The organism is Psychrobacillus sp. (assembly GCF_032154225.1).
GTDB lineage: Bacteria > Bacillota > Bacilli > Bacillales_A > Planococcaceae > Psychrobacillus.
The window spans coordinates 25,893-41,823 of record NZ_JALDYF010000022.1 but is presented as its reverse complement, the minus strand read 5'-3'; the positions used below and the strand labels follow the sequence as shown (position 1 = coordinate 41,823).

Here is a 15,931-nt window from a genome sequence, read left to right as displayed (position 1 = left end):
GCGAAAGGGGTGGCGACTCCGGCGGGAAAAGCGTTAGTCGAAGACCCTGGACTGAACGAAGTGAAGGAAGCGGCTGAAGCCGTGCCCGCGGTAAGCGTCCGCCTCTGTAGCGTAAATCTTTGCTGAAACTCACTAAGACGCATTTTACTTAGAAAACGAACGGAAATATAAAATTGAATAAAATGGTTAATCAACAGGCGTGTTAAAGTAATTAACTACTTGCTCCGCTGCTCGTTTGCCTTGGTCAATACAATCGGGAACTCCAACCCCTTCATAACCTGCTCCACATACATAAATGCCAGGTGCTTTCGTTTGAAGCGTTTCCCTTACTTCTTTAAGCTTTTCCGCATGTTCTACTGGATATTGTGGCATCGACTGACAAAGGCGAGTTATTTCATGAAATAATGGCGTTGCCTTAATACCCATTATTTCATCTAGATCACTTAATACTTTCGCTAGCAATTCCTGTTCTGTTAAGTGCACCCACTGCTCCGCACCTCCACGCCCCACATAACAACGCAACAATACTTTATCACTCGGTGCTGCATGAAGCCATTTCGAGGAACTCCATGTACAAGCGGTTAAGTTTCTTCCTTCTTTTCGTGGAATAACAAATCCAGATCCATTTAGCGGAAATAAAATATCCTTTTTCTCGAAAGCAAGCGCAATATTGGCAACAGATACATAGTTAATTTCATTCAGCCAATTTAAAGAAACGATATTTTCTACTAATTTAGCTGCCTCAAAGGTGGGCAATGCTAGAATAAGCCCGTCGGTTAACAGTTTTTCTCCATCTGTTACACAAACTTCATAGCAACGTCCATTTTGCGTAATCTCCTCTACTCCATGACCCGTCTGAATCGTAATCGACTGCAAAGCTTCCTCCAGTCGATCAACTAAGGTGCTCATACCATTTTTAAACGTTAAAAACATATTTTGTTTAGCGATTTTCGGGACATTTTCACTCGGAGCTTGTTTAGATTTATTCGCAAGCATCCCAAGTATTAAACTCCGATGCTTTTTTTCCATCTCATAAAAATGGGGAAATGTTGCCTGTAAGCTCAAACTATATGTATCCCCTGCATATATACCACCTAATAACGGTTCCGTAATATGCTCTAGCACTTCTTTTCCTAAACGTCTTTCGATAAAACTCCCAAGAGACTCATCTGCTGTCCCTTTCTTTTTCGGTAAGCATAAATCCATAGCTGCGCGAACTTTTCCTAAAGGAGAAACAAGTCCAGTTTTCATAAACGGCGTAATTTCCGTCGGGATGCCAAGCACAAGACCAGGTGGCATTGCATGTAATTTATTTTTGTGTAAGATAAAACTTTTTTTGGCTTGTGGGTTAGTTGAAGTTAATTCATCTTCCAAGCCAAGGTCTTTTATTAATGAAATAATGGGTGCTTTCCGAGCTAAAAACGATTCTGGACCTTTTTCAATAATAAAATCATTTCGATGTAATGTACGTATTTTCCCGCCAAGTTTTTCGCCTTTTTCAATTAGCGTGAGTGCCACCGGAATATTACGTTCTTCAAACCATTTACTTGTATAATAAGCTGCACTCAGTCCCGTTATCCCGCCACCAATAATAACAATTCTTTTTACAGAACTCTCCATTTTCCATCGACCTTTCGGATTTGGACATCTTTACATCACAATAGTAATTCAATGTCGTTTCCTACGCCGTGATACTCATCACTTACTAAGCATGCATAGTTAAAATAAATAAAACAGGAAGAGAATAATAATCCTCTTCCTGCCCTCATTTTTTCATTTGAATTTTGTCCCACTCTTCTTCTGTTAACTCTCTATAAGACCCTTCCGCTAGAGACTCATCTAACTTCAAAGCCCCCATAGATAATCTCTTCAAATAAACAACTGTTTTGCCAACAGACTCGAACATTCTTTTTACTTGATGAAACTTACCTTCTGTAATAGACAATTCAATTTCAGAAACCGGGCCACTACTTAAAATAGTTAATATTCCTGGTTTCGTATGATAACCATCATCTAAAATTACACCATTCGAAAAAGCCTCGATATCTGAATCAACCACTACTCCGTCTATTTTCGCAAAATAAACTTTCGGTACATCTTTATTTGGAGAAAGTAGACGATGCGTTAAAGCACCATCATTTGTTAACAACAGTAACCCAACAGTATCTTTATCCAATCGTCCAATTGGATACACATCAAAATGACGTACATCATCATCTAATAGATCGATGACTGTTTGATCTCTCGAATCTTCCGTTGCCGAAACTACGCCCGGGGGTTTATTCATCATTAAGTAAATAAACTCTTTATAATGCACAATATCCCCGTAAACAGTCACAACATCTTCTGTTTCTTTCACATGCAGTGAACTATCTTTCACAACAACATCATTTACTTGAATTGCTTTTGACTTGATCAACTCTTTTACTTCTCTTCTTGTACCAAAGCCCATATGAGCAAGAAATTTATCTAATCGCATTTTGTACTCCTAAAAACCAAATTTTTTCGTAAAACGTGTAAGTCGTTCCCCAAATAACTTTTGTGCAAGTCCAAGTCTTAACGTTACATAACCATAAAAAGCTGCGCCTATAGATGCACACACAATAATAACAAGCAAAGCTCCAAACTTTCCATCAGCAGTAAATACCTTTTCAATTCCCCATTTAGAAACAAAAACTAAACTCAACATAAGCGCATTTACAACGATGATAAGAAGAATACGTCTAAATACCATCGTAGACTTGTACTGCAAAGTTTTTCGAATTGCAATCATATTCAACCCAATAGCTACTATATAACCACAAGCAGTCGCTAAAATAGCTCCATCAGTTTCAAACGCTTTAATGAACGGCGTATTTAACACTAACTTCGTTAAAATACCTACTAATAAATTCAAAATAATAAGCTTCTGACGATCAATCCCTTGCAAAATAGAAGTCGTCACAGGATATAACGCAAACAATATTGCGACTGGAGCATAATGAGCTAGCACCGTAGCACCTGTGTCACTTTGCTCGTAAAACACAAAGTAAAACTCATTTGCCAACACCGAAATTCCCAAAGCTGCAGGTAAAGTTAAAAACAATAAAATTTGAAATGATTGATCTAATGATTTTCTCACTTGAGCAAAATCTTGTTTTGCGTAATAACTCGTAATTAACGGAATTAACGTCATCGAAAAACCAGTTGCTAGCATAACAGGAATCATGACGAGCTTATGCGTAGAAAAGTTTAACATTCCTAATAATGTATTAGAAGCTTCTCCATCTACACCATTCATTAACATTGCCCGGTTAAATGTAATCATATCAATGAATTGGAATAGTGGATTAATCACTCCTACTAAAGCAAAAGGTACCGTATATACTAACATTTCTTTGTAAATATTCGTTAAAGAAACATCCGAAGTTGTTTTTCCAGTGCCATGTAGTAGTCCATCAAACTCAGGCTTTAACTTATTCCAATACCAATATAAAACGACTAAGCTTGCGATTGCTCCTAAAAAGGCAGCAAACACCGCAAATGAAACGGCTGTCTTTTCAGATCCTTTAAAAACATTTAGAACGAAAAATGCTCCTGCTAATACAAATAAAATACGAACAATTTGCTCAAATAATTGAGAAACTGCAGTCGGAGTCATATGTTGATATCCTTGGAAAAATCCACGAATTAAACTCATGACAGGTACAACCATTACTGCAAAACTTACATATTTTATAACTGTTGCTACATCTTGAACAGTAAAAACAGCTTTCTCATCTTTAATAATTAGATGAGCAATTGGTTCAGCCAAAGCATATAACACGATAAATCCTAGTACACCCGTCAAACTCATAAGTAACATGCTTGATTTGACTAATTTTCTACCCGTTGCATAATCTCCAAGTGTATTGTATTTTGCAACAAACTTAGAAACTGCAATCGGAACTCCTGACACAGCAATTGCAAGCATTATAGAATATGGTACATATGCATACTGATAAAGAGCTATATACTCTTCCCCAATTAATTGATAAAAAGGAATGACATACAGCACTCCTAAAATTCTAGATAATAAGAGACCAACCGTTAAAATCATTGTCCCTTTTAATAAATTCGATGCCATAAAACCCGCCCAATCATATATCAAATTCGCCTTGGCGTATTTGTGCACAGATTTTTCTCTAGCTTGCTCGAGAAATTCCTCTAAAAAATCTGTTGCAGCCGCCAGAGGCTTTAACTTTATTCAACAGGGATTTGTGGATCCCATTTAACTGAATACATTTTTTGCATTCATCTCACCACTTATAAAAGTAGAAGATTTCTGCTGAATGAAGTTAAAATGTCTATCTTACAGTTTACATCTGTCGTAACAAAACCACAATCATGTATAATAAAGAAAAAAGTGAAAGTGTGAATCTACTATGTATGACGTTATCGTAATAGGCGGGGGTCCCTCTGGACTAATGGCCGCTGCAGCTGCAGGAGCAGAAAATAAAAAAGTATTACTTATTGAAAAAGGATCGAAGCTTGGGAAAAAGCTTGCTATATCTGGTGGAGGACGTTGTAACGTAACAAATAGACTCCCTCAAGAAGAAATCGTTAAAAACATTCCTGGAAACGGACGCTTTTTGTTTAGTCCATTTTCCATTTTTAATAATGAAGACATTATTGAGTTTTTTGAAAATCTTGGAGTAGCCTTAAAAGAAGAAGATCACGGGAGAATGTTCCCTGTTTCGAATAAGGCAATGGATGTCGTAAATGCTCTCCTCGACGAGTTAAAAAGACTTCATGTAGAAATAAAATTAAACTCTCCAGTAGCTAAATTATTAATGAACGATGAAAAAATAATTGGTGTTCGCCTTGCTACTGGCGAAGAAATAGTAGCTGGCGCTGTCGTAGTTGCAGTTGGAGGTAAAGCAGTACCGCAAACTGGTTCTACAGGAGACGGCTATCCTTGGGCTGAAAAAGCAGGTCACACTGTTACCGATCTTTATCCAACGGAAGTTCCTTTATTATCAAACGAATCTTTCATCAAATCGAAAGAACTGCAAGGTCTTGCACTACGCGATGTTGCTGTTTCTGTTTTAAATAAAAAAGGAAAAGCTATCATTACTCATCAAATGGACATGTTATTTACGCATTTCGGCTTAAGTGGCCCTGCAATTTTACGCTGTAGTCAATTCGTTGTAAAAGAACTTAAAAAAAATGTCGGCCAGCTTGTACAAGTTCGCATCGATTGTTTTCCAGATCTAAACGAAGAGCAAACATTTCAAACTCTTCTATCTTCCATAAAAGAAGAGCCTAAAAAGGCAGTAAAAAATGTGTGGAAAGGACTTGTTCCAGAGAGATGGCTGTTGTTTTTATTGCAACAAGCGAACATCCAAGAAAGTGAAGATGGACAAAACCTTTCGCACGAAAAAATCCGCACATTGGCACATTTGTTTAAACAATTTAACGTAAATGTGTATGGTACACAGCCACTCGACAAAGCATTTGTAACAGGCGGCGGTGTGTCCATCAAAGAAATCGAGCCTAAAACAATGGCATCGAAGAAAAAAGCAGGTTTGTATTTCTGTGGAGAAATTTTAGATATTCACGGATACACTGGTGGATATAACATCACATCTGCGCTCGTTACAGGGAAAATAGCTGGCATGAGTGCTGCTTTATCTAACTAATAAAGAAAAAGTTAAGCTGACAAGGAATTTGAAAAAATCCTTGTCAGCTTATTTTTTAGGGCTATGTTAAATTTTTTTGTTGATTTTTAATAAACCATCCACTTTTGTAAGTGCCAAAATTATTGATGTTATTTCATAGAGAATTAAAAATGCACATAAAAAATGAGCTAGGAAATGTACCTCCAAGCTCATGTGTTTTACAATTCATTTTTTCACTAAAGTACACAGTAATCCATAGACTTATTTACGATTTCTTCTTTTTTTACCGATTAAGCAAGGTCTTCGTTAGTGTTGTCATTCTTCTTTGCTCGAAGAAACTAATTTTCATGGCGGTTCAATAAGACGAAATATTTAAAGCATAATAAACGAAACTTAACCTCTGACCATTCATTTCGAATTCTTCACTACTAGTATTTATTCTCTCAAATCCATTTTTTTCCAAAATCCTTTGGGATGCTATATTATTAGTTGTTGTTTTGGCTTTGATCTGCTTTACATCTTCCTTAGCTACTGTTTCTACTAATATTTTTAATGCTTTATTAGCTATTCCTTTACCAGTATGTACTTGCCCCACCCTATAACCGAGATAACCGATTTTATCAGACTCATCAATATCCACTAAATTTATTCTTCCTAGAATTGAGCTATCTTTATCTTTAATTAAATAAAAATATGAACCCCCTTTAACTTGTTCTTCAAGTAAAGTTTCATGTCTTTTTTTAAACGTTTCAGGGTTATAGTATTCATCTCCACGCGTCGGAACCATTTCCTCGAAAAAAGTTCTGTTTTCAAGTTCAAAATTAAACAAATCTTCTGCGTCTGTAATATGTAATTTTTCAATAAATATAGTCATTTGTACAAACCACCATTCAAATTTAATAGAATTCTTTTTCATACTGACCTGCCATATTAGTTTAAATGTTACAATTCGCAATCTTATACTTACTTTAACAGAGCCTTTTAAAAAAATCATTGCCAAACATTTTCAATTTGTGTATATTGTACATAAAGTATATATACACTAATGACAAGAGAGGTTTTTGCATGCAAATAATAATTTCGAATAATTCGAAAGACCCTATCTATGAACAAATTTATATTCAAATTAAGAAACATATTTTGACCAATGAAATTCAAGCAGGACACTCCCTCCCTTCCATGCGTCAACTAGCAAAGGACTTGGACATAAGTGTAATTACAACAAAGCGTGCATACGAAGAACTTGAGAAAAACGGATTCATTTATTCGATTGTTGGAAAAGGCTCTTTTGTATCAGAACAAAACAATGAAATGATTAAAGAAAGAAAAATGAAAGTAATTGAAGAACAATTGTTGACTGCCATTCAAAATAGTAAAGAAATTGGCATCGACCTTACAGAATTAAAGGAATTGCTTACCATGTTATATAAGGAGGAAGATTGATGGAAAACGTAATTGAATTACAACATGTTCAGAAATCATTTGAAGGTTTTCAACTAAAAGACCTTTCACTGACTATAAAAAAAGGATTTGTAACTGGGTTTATCGGAGGTAATGGTGTAGGGAAATCGACAACGATTAAACTGATTATGAATTTATTGCAGCCTGATAGTGGAACGATATCGATATTCGGTTTGAATTATAAGGAGCATGAAAAAGAAATAAAACAGCGAATTGGTTTTGTATTCGACGAAAACATCTTTTATGAAAATCTAACATTAGCAGAAATGAAAAAAATTATTAAACCATCCTATAAAAATTGGGATGACAATCTTTTCGATCATTATGTTAAATCATTTGAACTGCCGCTAACTAAAAAGATTAAGTCATTTTCTAAAGGAATGATGATGAAAGCTTCGTTAACAATAGCTTTATCCCATCACGCGGAACTAATTATTATGGATGAACCTACTTCCGGATTAGATCCGATTTTTCGTAGGGAGTTGTTAGATATACTCCATAATCTCATGCAAGATGGGGAGAAAACGATCTTCTTTTCAACTCATATTACAACTGATTTAGACCGTATTGCAGATTATATTACGTTTATTCATCAAGGTGAGCATATGTTTACAAAGGAATTTTATAAAATTGAAGAAGAGTATGCGATTGTAAAAGGTGGAATTGAATTATTAGACCGGGATACAGAAAAGGAATTTATCGCAATGCGTAAATCTAATCATGGTTTTGAGGCACTAACAGCTAATAAAGCACGTATAGAAAATATTTTTGGAGAAATGGTTTTGATTGAGAGACCAACTTTGGAAGATATTATGTTCTATACAAAGAAAGGGGCTGAGCAGTATGTTTAATTTAATACGTAAAGATATCATCTTACTCAAAAAAACGTTCATGATTTTGTTGCCGGTTTTATTTGTTTATTTAACTGTAGGTTCTTCATCCATTTGGGTAGGTATTATTTTTAGCATCGCAATAATAATGGGAGCTTTTGCAAATGATGAAAAGTCTTCGAGTAATACTCTATTAAATTCTCTACCTTATACACGAAAAGAAATTGTAAGTTCAAAATATATTGGCGCTTTTATTTTTACTTTTCTAGTTGTTTTTATGATTTTTATTGGAAATTTAATTATTCATAGAGAAATAACAGTATGGAAAGACTTATTATTTATTATTAGTCTTGTTATGGTATCTACCTCATTGTTTTTGCCGTTTTCTTATAAATTTAAGAGCCAATATTTGCTAATCGCTTCTCTCGTTTCATTTGCACTTTATATGGTAATTAATAATTTTGTCTTCCAAAATTTGAATGAAAAAATGAGCGAACTTGTAGGAATGTTATTAGCTTTACAAAATGCACAGTTCTATTTGATAATCGCATTTTTTGTTATTTCTTTATATGCATGTTCATGGCTTCTGTCAATTCGGATTTATGAGAGAAAAGTATTTTAAGGGGGATGAAATAATGAAAAAAGCAACAGTTGTAGGAGTTATTATCGGCATAGGACTATTAGTTCTTTTAAAAGTGTTTCAGGATTCAATACCACGAATTAGAGATCCACTGACGAATTACATCATATTAATAGGCTTCGTCCTTTTTGCCATCATTTATGGTGCATCCCGGCTTAGAAAAGCTAATAAATAGAATCTGAAGGCTGCCAAAAATTCATTTTTGGAGGCTCTTTTCCTTATTTTAGAAAGTGACACTTCTACATTTTGATTCATTGAGTATAGATTGTCCAATTATTATTCGCGATTGTCCAGTTAAGCCGAATGATTGTCCAATTCCTCATTTTCAATCAAAAAAGCTGCTCCGACTCTCAATTTAGAGAGTCGAAGCAGCTTTTCATTTGATATTAGATTACGATATTCACCATTTTACCTGGAACCGCAATGATTTTCTTCACTTCTTGCCCTTCCAACCATTGTTGCACTTGATCAGAAGCAAGAGCTAAAGCTTCTAGCTCTTCTTTTGAAGCATCTTTTGAAACAACTAGCTTCGCGCGTACTTTTCCTTTAATTTGAACAGGAATTTCCACTTCGTCGTCTACTAATTTCGACGCATCAAATGTTGGCCACGCTTCATACGTAATTGTATCTGTATGCCCTAAAATGCTCCATAGCTCTTCAGCAATATGCGGAACGATTGGAGAAATTAGTTTAACAAATCCTTCTACATACTCTTTCGAAATCGTTTCTGCTTTATATCCTTCATTGATAAATACCATCATTTGAGAAATAGCCGTATTATAATGCATTGCCTCATAATCTTCGGTTACTTTCTTAACTGTTTGATGATACGCCTTGTCTAGGTTTGCAGAAGATGCGTCCGCTACTTTAGCACTCAAGCTTCCATTCTCATCTACGAACAAACGCCAAATACGATCTAGGAATCGACGTGAACCATCTAGCCCGTTTGTTGACCATGGTTTAGATGAATCAAGTGGGCCCATGAACATTTCGTATAAACGAAGCGAATCGGCACCATGACTTTGTACAATATCATCAGGATTTACAGTGTTTCCTTTTGACTTAGACATTTTCTCGTTATTTTCACCAAGAATCATTCCTTGGTTAAATAATTTTTGGAATGGCTCTTTCGTTGCAACAACGCCAATGTCGTAAAGGAATTTATGCCAGAAACGCGCGTACAATAAATGTAATACAGCATGCTCTGCTCCACCAACGTAAATATCAACTGGAAGCCAGCGTTTTACCAATTCTGGATCGATAATTGCTTCGTCATTATTTGGATCGATATAACGAATATAATACCAACAGCTACCAGCCCATTGTGGCATCGTATTTGTTTCACGACGTCCTTTTTTACCTGTTACTGGGTCCACAACATTTATCCATTCTGTAATATTAGCTAAAGGTGATTCACCAGTTCCACTTGGCTTAATATCCTTTGTTACTGGCAACATAAGTGGAAGCTCTGACTCCTCTACAGCTGTTGAAGTACCATCCTCCCAATGAATAATTGGAATTGGCTCTCCCCAATAACGTTGGCGGCTAAACAACCAATCACGTAAACGATACGTAATTTTCTTTTCACCTGTACCTTTTGCTTCAAACCATTCAATCGCTTTCGCAATCGCTTGTTCTTTGTTCAAACCATTTAAGAAATCAGAGTTAACAAGTGTACCATCCGCTGTATACGCTTCTTCCTCAATATTTCCACCAGCAACGACTTCTACAATCGGTAAATCAAATTGTTTCGCAAATTCATAGTCACGAACATCGTGTGCTGGAACTGCCATAATGGCACCTGTTCCATATGAAGCTAATACATAATCAGCAATCCATATTGGCATTTTTTTACCACTTACAGGATTTATCGCATATGCGCCTGTAAATACACCAGTTTTATGTTTCGCAAGGTCTGTACGCTCTAGATCACTTTTTAGCATTACTTGATCTTTATAAGCTTGCACTGCATCTGCTTGTTCCGCAGTCGTAATTTTATCGACAAGCTTATGCTCTGGCGCTAATACTGCATACGTTGCACCAAAAATGGTATCCGGGCGAGTTGTAAATGCACGGAATGACTCTTCCGTTCCATCAATTGCAAACGTCAGCTCCGCACCTTCCGAACGACCAATCCAGTTGCGTTGCATATCTTTTAAGCTCTCTGGCCAATCAAGATCATCTAAGTCTTCCAATAGTCTATCTGCATAAGCAGTAATACGTAAAACCCACTGACGCATCGGACGGCGTTCTACTGGATGCCCTCCACGTTCAGATAATCCATCTATTACTTCTTCATTTGCAAGAACTGTTCCTAATGCTGGGCACCAGTTTACAGGCACTTCATCTACATAAGCCAAACCTTTGTTGTACAGCTGGATGAAAATCCATTGCGTCCATTTATAATACGAAGGATCCGTTGTATTTACTTCTCGGTCCCAATCAAATGAAAAACCAAGATCCATCATTTGACGTTTAAATGTCGCAATATTTTTCGCCGTAAATTCTGCTGGATCATTTCCCGTGTCAATAGCATATTGCTCTGCTGGAAGACCAAAAGCATCCCAACCCATTGGATGAAGAACGTTATACCCTTGTTTACGCTTAAACGCACTTAAAATATCCGTCGCAATATATCCAAGTGGATGACCTACGTGTAAGCCAACTCCTGATGGATATGGGAACATATCTAAAGCATAAAACTTCGGTTTCGATGGATCATCGATCATTTTATATGTTTTATTGTCATCCCAATACTTTTGCCATTTTTTTTCGATTGCTACATGATTAAAGCTCATTATAATTCCTCCTCAAAAATAAAAAAACTCGTCCCTTAAAAAACTAAGGGACGAGAGTATATACTCACGCGGTACCACCCAAATTAGTGGAAACTTCCACTCAACTTGATTCCTTAACGCGGAAAACGGTATAAGCTACTAATCGTTCACTTATACAGACTCTAAGGCGAGTTCAATAATTCGTTACGCTAACTTCCACCAACCGTTAGCTCTCTTTGGAAACGTCCATTATTTACTAATCCTTGTCACAGTCACTGCTATTTGAATACATTCTAATGGATTTCGGAATAAAATACAAGAAAGACTTTACTACGAATCCAATTAGATTGCTACATTCTCTTTTACATCTTTAACGATTAACGTCGCTTCTGTTGCATCAATGATATCTTGAATAGTATACCCCTCAAATACTTCTTTTAATTCAAGGCCAGCATCTGTTATTTCAATCATTGCACGTTCTGTAATTATTTTATTCACAACGCCTTTACCTGTTAAAGGCAGTTCACATTGTTTTTTGATTTTCGCAGAACCATCTTTTGCACAATGATCCATAATGACGATAATTTTTTTAGCACCATGTACTAAATCCATTGCGCCGCCCATGCCTTTAATCATTTTCCCTGGAATCATCCAGTTAGCAAGGTCGCCTTTTTCCGATACTTCCATCGCCCCTAAAATAGCAACATCTACATGCCCTCCACGAATCATCGCGAAAGATTCTGCGCTTGTAAAGAAAGAAGAACCCGGTATTGTCGTTACGGTTTCTTTCCCTGCATTAATAAGGTCAGGATCTACATCTTGCTCTGTAGGATATGGCCCAATGCCAAGCAGTCCATTTTCAGACTGTAAAACGACCGTTTTATCTGGAGATATGAAATTCGCTACTAATGTCGGAATCCCAATCCCTAGATTAACGTAGTTTCCATGCTCGATTTCTTGTGCTGCTCTTCTTGCAATTTTCTCGCGTGTATTCAATCGAATCTCCCCCTTATGAACGTGTCGTTAAACGCTCTATTCTTTTTTCTTGTGCCGCTTGGAAAAGTCCTTGTACATAAATACTTGGCGTGTGAACTTGAGCTGGATCTAAATCTCCTGTTTCCACGATACCCTCTACTTCTGCAATCGTAAATTTCCCAGCTGCAGCCATCATCGGATTAAAGTTTTGCGCTGTTTTATTGTAAATAAGATTTCCGAATTTATCGGCTTTCGCAGCACGAATCAATGCATAATCCGCACGTAGTGATTGTTCTAATACATATTCTTTACCGTCAAAAACACGAGTTTCTTTACCTTCTGCAACAACTGTTCCAACACCAGCTGGAGTAAAGAATGCTGGTATTCCAGCTCCGCCTGCGCGAATTTTTTCAGCTAGTGTTCCTTGTGGTGTCAATTCTACTTCGATTTCGCCAGAAAGAACTTGTCTTTCAAATTCTTTGTTTTCCCCAACATATGAGCCTATCATTTTTTTAATTTGTTTATTATGAAGAAGTAGCCCAAGTCCCCAATCATCGACTCCGCAGTTATTAGAGATAACGGTCAAATCTTTTACCCCTTTTTCTACTAAAGCTAAAATCAGCTGTTCTGGAATACCTACTAATCCAAAGCCGCCAACCATTAGCGTCATACCATCTTGAATACCTGCAACAGCTTCAGCTGCTGAATTATAAATTGGTTTCATGATTTCATTCCCCTTCCTTATGTAAAAATGCTTCCCTCTCATACTCTCAAATATTGCTCCATTAAGCAATTGCTTTTCATTTTATAATAGAAAATGCTTAATAATAGTTATATGGTTGATATGGAGTTCTTTAAATTTTCCCTATCATATTCAATGTTTCCACTAAATGAATGTTCATATCATCAACAGACTCTTCAAAATTACTTCGATGCCATTCAATTATTAAACCAATAATAGCATTCGTCAAAAAAGAATATAAATACTTTTTAGATTCATTGTATTTTCCAATTTTACTATCTTCTATAAAATTCGATCGAATTGCATCAAAAAACATATAATAATAAGTTGTCGGTACATTATCTGATAAAATAATTCGATAAAAATCTTCATACTTTTTGACATGATGAAAAATTCTAACCGTTTTTGGATCTAACTCTTTAAAAGCTGAACTTTTTATTTGTTGTGCAGAAATATATTTATATGGTTCCTTGTAGGATTCTTCTAAGTCTAAAATTACTTCTTCAAAAAATTCCTTAAAAACATCCCCAACTTCTTCATAGTGAAAGTAAAAGGTTCCTCTATTTATATTTGCTTCCCGGCATAGCTCAGATACTCTAATGTTTGGTAAAAGCTTATCTTTCAATAAATGAGTTAATGCTTGATAGATAGCTTTCTTTGTCTTTACGACTCTTAAATCTTTTGCTTTCAAAAATATCTCTCCTTTACCGAACAGAAATTCATAAATATGTTTATTATTATACAGTAACCAAGAAAACTGTTGGTTGAATACGCTTTCATTTTATTTTATAATTTTATTGTACAACTGTTCAATAAAATTCAAGGAGGAAATGATTATGAGATTACAAGACAAAGTAGCTATTATTACAGGTGCAGCTTCGGGTATGGGTAAAGCTATTGCTGAAGCTTATGCAAAACAAGGTGCAAAGGTCGTTGTTTCCGATTACAATTTAGAAGGTGCAGAAACTGTCGCAGCAGCTATAAAAGCAGCTGGCGGGGAAGCAATTGCGAACCGCACAAACGTAGCAGAACTTGCTGACTTAGAAAACTTATTTGCTGAAACAAAATTAGCATTCGGTAAATTAGATATTTTAGTAAACAATGCAGGTATTATGGATGGAATGGAGCCTGTTGGTGAAATTTCAGATGAAAAATGGGATCGCTTATTCGCAGTAAATACTACTGGTGTTATGCGTGCAATGCGTATCGCAACGAACATTTTCTTAGAACAAGGGCACGGAGTTTTCGTTAACAATATCTCTGCGGGAGGATTACGTGGTGCTCGCGCTGGTGCAGCGTACACTGCATCTAAACACGCTGTGACAGGCTTAACTAAAAATACTGCTTACATGTATGCAAACGCTGGTATTCGTTGTAACGGTATCGCTCCAGGCGGAGTTATGACTAATATCTCATCTTCTATGACTAGCCTGTCTGAATTCGGTATGGGTCGTCAGCAAACCGGTAGCGGGACAATGCCACGCGTTGGTCAACCTGAAGAAATTGCAAACCTTGCTGTATTCTTAGGTTCCGATGAGTCAAGCTTCGTCAACGGCCAAGTTATTGCTGCAGATGCTGGTTGGACTGCATACTAATTATTAGTACAATTAAAAGACCGTTAATTCATATGCGAATTAACGGTCTTTTCATGCTTCATTTTGAATTATTCATTTGGCTTTTTTTCAATGGAATATCATAAAGCAAACTTGTAGCAATCGCAAAAAACATTAAACTTGTCAAAATAAAAATCATCATTTGTGTCCCGTATGACTGAACAAGCATTCCACCAATTAACGGCCCGATCATTCTACCAACTGTAGCCATACTATTAACAATCCCTTGATAGAATCCTTCTCGTCCCTTAGGTGCCAATTGATCCGCAAGTGTTGGCACAGCAGGCCATACAAACATCTCACCAATGGTCAAAATTACCATCGATGTAATAAACATCGCATAACTTTCTGCAAAAGCAACTACTACAAAAGAACCCATGAAAATAACTATTCCAATAATAAGTTGAGCTTTAATTTTATGTTCTAATCGCGTAATAATCGGCTTAATCAGTGGCTGGGCTAATACAATTAGAAGACCATTAATCGTCCACAACAAACTGTACTGCTTCAACGTAATACCTAATTCCAGTACATGAGTCGAAATCGTTGTAGTCCACTGCACATAAACAATCCAAGTTAATAAATAACCAAACGTCACAATCATCATTGCATAAAAAGGAGCTTTTTGATTTTTAACATCCTTTTCTTTCGAGGCATTCGCATGTACATTTGGCGTTTTTGCCAAATTTTTATAAAATACAGCAGCAATAATAAAAAAGATAATATACGTAATTAAATTTGCAGTAAATATATAATTAATATTTTGAGCTGCTACTAACCCAGCAATTGCTGGACCTATTGCTACTCCTACATTTTGCGCTAAATAGATTGCATTAAAAGCTCTTCTTCCACCTTCAGGCCATACACTTCCCACCATCGCATACATACTCGGAAATACAATTCCTCCACTAAAACCTAATATCGCAACAATCCAAATATATTCTGGCCAATCATGCCAAATTGTTAATAATATTAAAGCAAAAACAGAAAGAATTGTCCCAAACATGATGGACTTATAACCGCCTATACGGTCAAATAAATAACCACCAAGCAAGTTACCGACCACACCAGTTCCGGCATTAATCATTAAAACAAATCCAGCCATCGTTAATGACTGACCAAGATAATCATGCATATAAATTGTATGTAAAGGCCATAAAAAGGAATTCCCCGTCACATTGATAAACATTCCGATTATTAGCAGCCACACTGCTCTTGGCATAATTAACACCTCCATTGACTCAAAAAAATTGC

General features: G+C 36.2%; 15 protein-coding genes and 1 other annotated feature. Of the genes, 6 read left to right on the top strand and 9 right to left on the bottom strand.

Annotated features, from left to right (window positions below):
• Positions 1-186: 186 nt before the first annotated feature.
• From hemY to RUH95_RS19150, 3 genes are all read right to left on the bottom strand, one after another.
• A complete protein-coding gene (hemY, locus tag RUH95_RS19160; protein ID WP_313894508.1) occupies positions 187-1,620 on the bottom strand; it encodes a protoporphyrinogen oxidase in 1,434 nt (477 codons plus the stop codon).
• A gap of 145 nt (positions 1,621-1,765) precedes the next feature.
• On the bottom strand, positions 1,766-2,479 hold the full coding sequence (locus tag RUH95_RS19155; RefSeq protein WP_313894507.1) for a pseudouridine synthase: 714 nt from the start codon (positions 2,477-2,479) through the stop codon (positions 1,766-1,768).
• A 9-nt stretch (positions 2,480-2,488) separates the two neighbouring features.
• Entirely contained in the window at positions 2,489-4,105 is a 1,617-nt protein-coding gene (locus RUH95_RS19150) for a putative polysaccharide biosynthesis protein (protein WP_313894506.1), read from the bottom strand.
• 298 nt (positions 4,106-4,403) lie between these two features.
• On the opposite strand from RUH95_RS19150, the gene RUH95_RS19145 reads away from it, so the two are divergent.
• On the top strand, positions 4,404-5,660 hold the full coding sequence (locus RUH95_RS19145) for a BaiN/RdsA family NAD(P)/FAD-dependent oxidoreductase (RefSeq protein WP_313894505.1): 1,257 nt from the start codon (positions 4,404-4,406) through the stop codon (positions 5,658-5,660).
• 334 nt (positions 5,661-5,994) lie between these two features.
• On the opposite strand, the gene RUH95_RS19140 is transcribed toward RUH95_RS19145, so the two are convergent.
• Entirely contained in the window at positions 5,995-6,513 is a 519-nt protein-coding gene (locus tag RUH95_RS19140; protein WP_313894504.1) for a GNAT family N-acetyltransferase, read from the bottom strand.
• Positions 6,514-6,704: 191 nt separating this feature from the next.
• Here RUH95_RS19140 and RUH95_RS19135 point away from each other — a divergent pair, with 191 nt between their 5' ends.
• From RUH95_RS19135 to RUH95_RS19120, 4 genes are read left to right on the top strand one after another with little or no spacing between them, the layout of a single operon-like run.
• Positions 6,705-7,082, top strand: coding sequence for a GntR family transcriptional regulator (locus RUH95_RS19135; protein ID WP_313894503.1), 378 nt, complete (start codon positions 6,705-6,707; stop codon positions 7,080-7,082).
• Positions 7,082-7,951 carry an ABC transporter ATP-binding protein gene (locus tag RUH95_RS19130; RefSeq protein WP_313894502.1) on the top strand — a complete coding sequence of 290 codons (870 nt, stop codon included), beginning with the start codon at positions 7,082-7,084 and terminating at the stop codon, positions 7,949-7,951. The genes RUH95_RS19135 and RUH95_RS19130 overlap by 1 nt, the downstream gene beginning before the upstream one ends.
• Positions 7,944-8,552: an ABC-2 transporter permease gene (locus RUH95_RS19125; RefSeq protein ID WP_313894501.1), complete on the top strand. Its 609-nt coding sequence runs from the start codon at positions 7,944-7,946 to the stop codon at positions 8,550-8,552. Before RUH95_RS19130 ends, RUH95_RS19125 begins: the two co-directional genes overlap by 8 nt.
• A 13-nt stretch (positions 8,553-8,565) precedes the next feature.
• Positions 8,566-8,745 carry a hypothetical protein gene (locus tag RUH95_RS19120; RefSeq protein WP_313894500.1) on the top strand — a complete coding sequence of 60 codons (180 nt, stop codon included), beginning with the start codon at positions 8,566-8,568 and terminating at the stop codon, positions 8,743-8,745.
• A gap of 211 nt (positions 8,746-8,956) precedes the next feature.
• Here the strand turns inward: RUH95_RS19120 and leuS are convergent, their stop codons facing one another.
• The 4 genes from leuS to RUH95_RS19100 form a co-directional block, all read right to left on the bottom strand.
• Complete coding sequence (gene leuS, locus RUH95_RS19115) at positions 8,957-11,368, bottom strand: leucine--tRNA ligase (RefSeq protein WP_313894499.1); 2,412 nt, start codon at positions 11,366-11,368, stop codon at positions 8,957-8,959.
• 43 nt (positions 11,369-11,411) lie between these two features.
• Positions 11,412-11,626, bottom strand: a binding site (T-box leader).
• A 63-nt stretch (positions 11,627-11,689) separates the two neighbouring features.
• Entirely contained in the window at positions 11,690-12,349 is a 660-nt protein-coding gene (locus tag RUH95_RS19110; protein ID WP_313894510.1) for a 3-oxoacid CoA-transferase subunit B, read from the bottom strand.
• Positions 12,350-12,356: 7 nt separating this feature from the next.
• Positions 12,357-13,046, bottom strand: coding sequence for a CoA transferase subunit A (locus RUH95_RS19105; protein ID WP_313894498.1), 690 nt, complete (start codon positions 13,044-13,046; stop codon positions 12,357-12,359).
• A 130-nt stretch (positions 13,047-13,176) separates the two neighbouring features.
• Positions 13,177-13,755: a TetR/AcrR family transcriptional regulator gene (locus RUH95_RS19100; RefSeq protein WP_313894497.1), complete on the bottom strand. Its 579-nt coding sequence runs from the start codon at positions 13,753-13,755 to the stop codon at positions 13,177-13,179.
• Positions 13,756-13,900: 145 nt separating this feature from the next.
• Here RUH95_RS19100 and RUH95_RS19095 point away from each other — a divergent pair, with 145 nt between their 5' ends.
• Positions 13,901-14,659: an SDR family oxidoreductase gene (locus RUH95_RS19095; protein ID WP_313894496.1), complete on the top strand. Its 759-nt coding sequence runs from the start codon at positions 13,901-13,903 to the stop codon at positions 14,657-14,659.
• A gap of 58 nt (positions 14,660-14,717) precedes the next feature.
• Here the strand turns inward: RUH95_RS19095 and RUH95_RS19090 are convergent, their stop codons facing one another.
• On the bottom strand, positions 14,718-15,899 hold the full coding sequence (locus RUH95_RS19090; protein WP_313894495.1) for an MDR family MFS transporter: 1,182 nt from the start codon (positions 15,897-15,899) through the stop codon (positions 14,718-14,720).
• Positions 15,900-15,931: the final 32 nt, after the last annotated feature.

Bases quoted from the DNA above. Each gene is read 5' to 3' on its own strand.
- RUH95_RS19135 (WP_313894503.1), top strand. From the start codon at position 6,705: ATGCAAATAATAATTTCGAATAATTCGAAAGACCCTATCTATGAACAA.
- RUH95_RS19090 (WP_313894495.1), bottom strand. From the start codon at position 15,899: ATGCCAAGAGCAGTGTGGCTGCTAATAATCGGAATGTTTATCAATGTG.
- RUH95_RS19105 (WP_313894498.1), bottom strand. From the start codon at position 13,046: ATGAAACCAATTTATAATTCAGCAGCTGAAGCTGTTGCAGGTATTCAA.
- RUH95_RS19145 (WP_313894505.1), top strand. From the start codon at position 4,404: ATGTATGACGTTATCGTAATAGGCGGGGGTCCCTCTGGACTAATGGCC.
- RUH95_RS19120 (WP_313894500.1), top strand. From the start codon at position 8,566: ATGAAAAAAGCAACAGTTGTAGGAGTTATTATCGGCATAGGACTATTA.
- RUH95_RS19095 (WP_313894496.1), top strand. From the start codon at position 13,901: ATGAGATTACAAGACAAAGTAGCTATTATTACAGGTGCAGCTTCGGGT.
- RUH95_RS19155 (WP_313894507.1), bottom strand. From the start codon at position 2,479: ATGCGATTAGATAAATTTCTTGCTCATATGGGCTTTGGTACAAGAAGA.
- hemY (WP_313894508.1), bottom strand. From the start codon at position 1,620: ATGGAGAGTTCTGTAAAAAGAATTGTTATTATTGGTGGCGGGATAACG.
- leuS (WP_313894499.1), bottom strand. From the start codon at position 11,368: ATGAGCTTTAATCATGTAGCAATCGAAAAAAAATGGCAAAAGTATTGG.
- RUH95_RS19130 (WP_313894502.1), top strand. From the start codon at position 7,082: ATGGAAAACGTAATTGAATTACAACATGTTCAGAAATCATTTGAAGGT.
- RUH95_RS19125 (WP_313894501.1), top strand. From the start codon at position 7,944: ATGTTTAATTTAATACGTAAAGATATCATCTTACTCAAAAAAACGTTC.
- RUH95_RS19150 (WP_313894506.1), bottom strand. From the start codon at position 4,105: ATGGCATCGAATTTATTAAAAGGGACAATGATTTTAACGGTTGGTCTC.
- RUH95_RS19140 (WP_313894504.1), bottom strand. From the start codon at position 6,513: ATGACTATATTTATTGAAAAATTACATATTACAGACGCAGAAGATTTG.